Origin of the sequence: Bradyrhizobium sp., from assembly GCF_049586575.1 — a bacterium.
GTDB lineage: Bacteria > Pseudomonadota > Alphaproteobacteria > Rhizobiales > Xanthobacteraceae > Bradyrhizobium.
On the sequence record NZ_JBAVCF010000686.1, the window covers coordinates 1 to 5,933 of the forward strand.

6 protein-coding genes are annotated in these 5,933 nt (G+C 63.5%); 2 read left to right on the forward strand and 4 right to left on the reverse strand.

Going from position 1 to position 5,933, the window contains the following annotated elements:
* On the forward strand, positions 1 to 333 hold a 333-nt coding region (locus tag WB528_RS25080; RefSeq protein WP_423891768.1), incomplete at its 5' end, for a hypothetical protein.
* Between the two features lie 231 nt (positions 334 to 564).
* Here WB528_RS25080 and WB528_RS25085 read toward each other — a convergent pair.
* The 3 genes from WB528_RS25085 to WB528_RS25095 all read right to left on the reverse strand — a co-directional run bounded on the left by WB528_RS25085 (position 565) and on the right by WB528_RS25095 (position 3,449).
* Complete coding sequence (locus WB528_RS25085) at positions 565 to 1,437, reverse strand: MlaD family protein (protein ID WP_423891770.1); 873 nt, start codon at positions 1,435 to 1,437, stop codon at positions 565 to 567.
* 69 nt (positions 1,438 to 1,506) lie between these two features.
* Entirely contained in the window at positions 1,507 to 2,313 is an 807-nt protein-coding gene (locus WB528_RS25090; protein ID WP_423891772.1) for an ABC transporter ATP-binding protein, read from the reverse strand.
* A gap of 2 nt (positions 2,314 to 2,315) precedes the next feature.
* Positions 2,316 to 3,449 (reverse strand): MlaE family ABC transporter permease, encoded by a 1,134-nt coding sequence (locus WB528_RS25095; protein WP_423891774.1) that lies wholly within the window; start codon positions 3,447 to 3,449, stop codon positions 2,316 to 2,318.
* Between the two features lie 159 nt (positions 3,450 to 3,608).
* Between WB528_RS25095 and dgcA the strand changes: the two genes are divergently transcribed.
* Positions 3,609 to 4,604 carry an N-acetyl-D-Glu racemase DgcA gene (gene dgcA, locus WB528_RS25100; RefSeq protein ID WP_423891776.1) on the forward strand — a complete coding sequence of 332 codons (996 nt, stop codon included), beginning with the start codon at positions 3,609 to 3,611 and terminating at the stop codon, positions 4,602 to 4,604.
* Here the strand turns inward: dgcA and WB528_RS25105 are convergent.
* The gene (locus tag WB528_RS25105) at positions 4,574 to 5,773 is read right to left on the reverse strand and encodes an MFS transporter (protein WP_423891779.1); all 1,200 of its coding nucleotides are present in this window, start codon (positions 5,771 to 5,773) and stop codon (positions 4,574 to 4,576) included. The genes dgcA and WB528_RS25105 overlap by 31 nt on opposite strands.
* Between the last annotated feature and the right edge of the window lie 160 nt (positions 5,774 to 5,933).

Here is a 5,933-nt window from a genome sequence, read left to right on the forward strand (position 1 = left end):
CCGCTGGAGTCGCTGTCGCTCGACATCGGCCGGTTGATGGATCGCAATCTCGCGGCTGAAATGTGGGATCGCTATCAGCGCGGCGAGAGCAAGGCGTTTTCGAAGCGGCTCTATACGCCCGCGGGCCAGAAGGCCTTCGATGAAGTCGCCCGCAAATATCGCAGCGACCGCAACTTCAAGCAGACGGTCGACCGCTATATCGCCGAATTCGAGCGCCTGCTCGATGAGGTCGCGCGGGAGGATCGCGGGCCGCAGGCGCTGCGCGCTCACCTCACCTCCGAGACCGGCCTCGTCTACACCCTGCTCGCGCACGCGGCGGGCCGGCTGGGGTAAGTGGCGAGTGGCAAATAGGGAATGATGAAACGGAGGCCTCGCAGCCTCCGTTTTTGTTTGCACCTCAACACAAGGTCGTCATGCCCCGCGCATGCGGTGCATCCAGTACGCTGCAGCCTCTCGGCCCAACATTCAAGCCTCTGGAATACTGGATCGTCCGCCGCAGCCTGTCATTGGGCTCGCCGAAGGCGAGACCCGTACCGGTTTGGCGGACGATGACAGCGGAGTTCGCTACTGCGCACGCCTCGGCGGCGGCGGCGTCGGCGTTGATGCCGAGGCGGCGGCCGGCGAGGTTGAATTGCCCGCGCCGAACAACAAGCGGGTCGGATTGCGGTCGAGATTGTTCACCGCGCGGCTGATGTCGGCGAGCGTGCGGCGACCGTCGGTCATCAGGGCGCCGGAGCGCTTGTCGAAGTCTTCGGCCAGTTCGCGGATCGATTGGACGGTGAGGAACAGTTCCCCGCCATCCTTGCCGCCGGCGAGCCTGTTGAGGCCAACCATCAGATTGTCGGCCTTGCCCATCACGCCATCGACCTTGAGCATGACGCCGTCGATCTTCTCGGCGTTGCGCGACAGCGAGGCGGTAAAGACTTCGAGGTTATGCAGCGAGTTTTTCACGGCCTGCTGGTTGTCGGCGACCACCCGGTTGATGTTCTGCAAGGTGCCGCGGATCGCCTCCGTGACGTCCTGGAGCGCATTTGGATCGGCGGTCAGCACCGGGACGCCGTCTTCGCCAAGCGGCACCGGGGGCGCCGCTTCCTCGCCGCCCTTGAGCGAAATGGCGGCCACGCCGGTCAGGCCCTGAAACTCGAGGCCCACAAGGGTGTCCTTGCGGAGCGGCGTGTTATTTTCGACCATGGCCAGTGCGACCACGCGACGCGGGTTGTCGAGCTTTACCGAGACGACCTCGCCTACTCTAATACCGTTAAAATTGACGCTGCCGCCGTTTCGCAAGCCGGCGGCCGGGCCCTCGAAAATGATGCGCAAAGGGCTGCGCAGCTTGGTGGTATGGAGGCTCTGGAACCAGAGCACGAAGCCGAACGCGGCGGCGATCACGGCGAGCGTGAACGATCCGATCAGAACGTAGTTCGCGCGCGTTTCCATTACCCAACTCCGAAACCAACCTGAATGAGATAGAGAACCACAAGAAAATGCTAAAAATGAATTCGTGAACTATCCCATGACCGCGCGGGCGCGTTTGCCGTGGAAATACGCCCTCAACCAGGGGTGCTGCGAGGCCTGCATGTCGGCCATCGATCCTGCGGCAATGATCTTACCGTTCCCTAAAACGGCAATCCGGTCACACGCCGTATAAAGGCTATCGAGGTCATGAGTTACCATGAAAACGGTCAAGCCCAAAGTCCGCTGGAGCGTCCGGACCAACTCGTCGAAATCGCCGGCGCCGATCGGATCGAGGCCCGAGGTCGGTTCATCCAGAAATACCAGTTCCGGATCGAGCGCCAGAGCGCGCGCCAGCGCCACGCGCTTGATCATGCCGCCGGATAATTCGGACGGGAAACGGTCCGCCACTTCGGGACGCAGTCCCACCATGCCGAGCTTGGCGATGGTGATCTCGTCGAGCAATTGCTGGGTGACGTCGAGATATTCGCGTACCGGGAACTGGATGTTTTGCCGCACCGTCAGCGAGGAAAACAACGCGCCCTGCTGAAACAGGATTCCCCAGCGCCGCTCCACGGCGCGCCGCTGGGAGGCGCTGGCGGCATCGAGATCGACGCCAAACACCTCGATGCGCCCGGAGACTTTCGGAACCAGCCCAATGATCGTGCGCGTCAACACCGATTTGCCGGCGCCGGAGGGACCGACAAAGCCCAGGATCTCGCCACGCTTGACGTCGAGGTTGAGACCGTCGAGCACCTTGGTCGAACCGAACTGCACCGAGATGTCGCGTACCCGTATGATCGCGTCCTGCTCCTGGATCTGCACCTGGAGCGGAACTTGGCTCTGCGCCTGGACCGCCATCGTCACATCCCGATCGAGGCAAAGAAGATCGCAAACACGCCATCCATCACGATCACGAAGAAGATGCCTTTCACGACCGACGATGTCGTGTGCCGTCCGAGCGATTCCGCGCTGCCCTGCACGGCAAGCCCCTCGACACAGGCGACGATCCCGATCACCGCCGCCATCACCGGCGCCTTGATGATGCCGACGGTAAAGTGGTCGATCGAGATAGCATCGCGCAACCGCAGCAGAAACGCTTCCGGGTCAACCCCGCCATAAAGCCAGGCTACGAGGCCGCCGCCGTAAAGGGCGGAGATCGCCCCGAGGAAGGCCAGGATCGGCAGCGCCAGAACCAGCGCCAGCATCCGTGGCAGGATCAGAACCTCGATCGGATCGAAACCCATGGTGCGCAGCGCATCGATCTCCTCCCGCATCTTCATGGAACCGAGTTCGGCGGTGTAGGCGCTTCCCGAACGCCCCGCGACCATGATTGCGACCAGCAGCACGCCGATCTCGCGCAGCACCAGCACACCCAGCATATCGACCACGAAGATGTCGGCGCCGAACTTTCGGAAGTGAAAGATGCCTTGCTGGGAGATGATGCAGCCGATCAGGAAGGTGATCAGGACGACGATCGGCACCGCCCGCCAGCACACCTGTTCCATGTGATGCACCGTGGAGGTCAGGCGAAAGCTCCGCGGATGGGTCAGGACCCGCCCGCTGGCGGCCAATACCGCGCCCAGCATATCGACGAGCCCCAGCATCGTACTGCCGATGCCGGTCATGGTGCGGCCAACCTGGTCCAGGATGCCTGTGATGGTCACCGTCGTGACATCGGCTGCCGGGATCGCCTTTACCCGGCGCACCTCGTCGACGAGGCTGGAATAATCCGCCGACAGGCCTGCGATCTTGGCCTCGGCGCCGTCCTGGGTCAGGTTGCGGCGGAGGCGCTCGATCAGCCAGGCCCCGAACGTATCGAGTTTGGAGACCTGCGACACATCGATGAAGATGTTGGGCCGGCTTCCGGTCAGCCCTTCGGCATCCGAAACCATCTGCTCGAGTTCCGATGCAAAGCGTGCGATCCAGGGGCCGGCCGCGCACAGCGCGAGACCATTGCCGTTTGCGATACGCTCCAATGTCGGGTCGCCGTTCACGATTCCAACTCCCGCGCTGCTTCTCCTGTCGGTGAAGAAGAGAAAGATCCAGCGACGCTCTGATAAATTTGTAGAACGCAACAGCCCAGCCAATACATAATAGGTCACACAATAGGTCGCGGCGGGCAAGCGGCACGTTCATATTTGCGAGATATTAAAATGACTTCCGGCAAACCGCCAACACTTGACGCGAGAATCGAACGCTGGCCGATCGAGGGTGGCTTCACCATCAGCCGCGGCGCCAAGACGGAAGCGGTCGTTGTTGTGGCGGAAGTGCGTCGGGGTGAGGCCGCCGGGCGAGGCGAATGCGTACCCTACCCCCGCTATGGCGAGACACCGGAAGCGACGTTAGCGGCAATCCTGGCGATGCAGGATGCGATCGGCCGCGGGCTCGACCGGGTGGCCTTGCAGGCCGCCATGCCGCCATCGGCCGCCCGCAACGCGCTGGACTGCGCCCTGCTCGATCTCGAAGCCAAGCAGAGTGACCAGCGGATCTGGGACTTGCTCGGCCGCGACGCGCCCCGCGCTACCGTCACCGCCTACACCATCTCGCTGGGCCCGCCTGAGACGATGGCGGCCGCTACCGCCAAGGCCGCGCGCCGCAGGCTACTCAAGATCAAGCTCGGCGGCGACGGCGACGGGCTGCGGATCGCTGCCGTGCGAAAGGCCGCTCCCGACTCCGAACTGATCGTCGATGCCAACGAAGCCTGGACCGAAGCCAATCTCGAGCAAAATCTCGCCGCCTGCGCCGAAGCCGGCGTCACGCTGGTCGAACAGCCGCTGCCAGCCGGCAACGATGGGCGTCTCGCCCATATCAAGCGGCCGATTGCAGTGTGCGCCGACGAAAGCGTCCACGACCGCGCTTCCTTGCCCGGCCTTCGCGAACGTTACGATGCGGTCAACATCAAGCTCGACAAGACCGGTGGATTGACGGAAGCGCTTGCCATGGCGGACGCGGCGGCCGCGCAAGGCTTCGACATCATGGTCGGCTGCATGGTGGCAACATCGCTGTCGATGGCGCCCGCCATGCTGCTCGCGCAACAAGCTCGTTTCGTCGACCTCGATGGCCCGTTGCTGCTTAAGCGCGACCGCGAGCGCGGCCTGCGCTACGATGGCAGCCTCGTCTACCCGCCGGACGCCTCGCTCTGGGGGTGAGCCTCAAGATATTTCCGCGCGAGCCAGATCACGGCCACGCCTGCAAATGCCATCAAGGCCATTGGGTAATAGACGCCTTGGCCGTAGCGGGCGTAGATCATGCCCGAGACGATCGACGCGCTGGACGAGACAATCCCGGCGGCGGCGGCCAGATAGCCCTGCGCGCGCGTGATGACCGGGACGGGAACGTGCCGCACCATCAATCCCATGGTGCCGAGTTGTGTCAGCCCGAAACTCAAACCGTGCGCAAGCTGGACCACGGCAAGTACGGCAACCGGCGGCTCTTGCGCCGTGATCAGCCAGCGCGCCACGGCCCCACAGCCCCCAATCACCACCAGGGTCGAAGGTTGCAGCGTGAAACGCGGCGACAATGCAAAGACCACGATCTCGGCAATAACCCCGAGCGCCCACAATGCGGCAATCGTGAAGCCGCCGAGGCCCGCGAGCTGCCAGGTGATCGAGCCAAAGACATAATAAGCGGAGTGGCTGCCCTGGATCAGCGCCGACGCGGCGATGATGGCCAGAAAACCGGGGTCGCGCAGCAAGGCGCCCGAACCGCGCGGCGCTAAAGCTTGCGCCTTGCGGCTATCCAGCGGTTGCAGGCCGAAGCTGACGACGGCGCCAAGCGCAGCCGCGGCCGCAATGATCCAGATCAGGTGCCTGGCCGCGATGAGATCGGCGAGCCGCCCGCATCCCAAGGCACCGACGATAAAGGCCGCCGAGCCCCACAACCGGACCGGTCCGTAATCGATCCCATATCGCACGACGCCACGTAGCGCATAGGCATCCGTCAGCGGGACCGTTGGCGTCCACGCCGCAGCGGTTACGGCATAGGCCAAAAACACGGCGACCGGCAGGTGCTGGGTGCCGATCGCCGTGAACCCGAACGTCGTGATGACGGCCGTTACGATCATGGCGCCGCGTAAGGCGGCCCTGCGCTCGGCGAAGCTCGTCACCAGCGGCAGGACGGTAAATCTGGTCACGGCCGGCACCGCCGAAATGATGCCGATCCAGGCGGCATCGATGCCGACGCCTCTCAGCCATACCGGAAAGAACGGCAACTGGCTGCCGCTGAGAGCGAATATCGCGCCATAGAACAGCGCCAGACGGACAGCGAATCGCCGTGACAGGTGCGAGGATGCGATGGGGATTTGTGATTCGGATGGCATCAATTCAATTGCGATTCGCGCGACTTCGTGGTGATCGTAAGTTAACGCGCGGTGATTTGCGCGGATGAGTTAGCAATGGCCGACGAAGCATTCGCCCTGTCCCCAATCTCCGCACGCCCGGCCCTGCCGAGCGAGGCGGATTACGACGCTATCAAAGAAG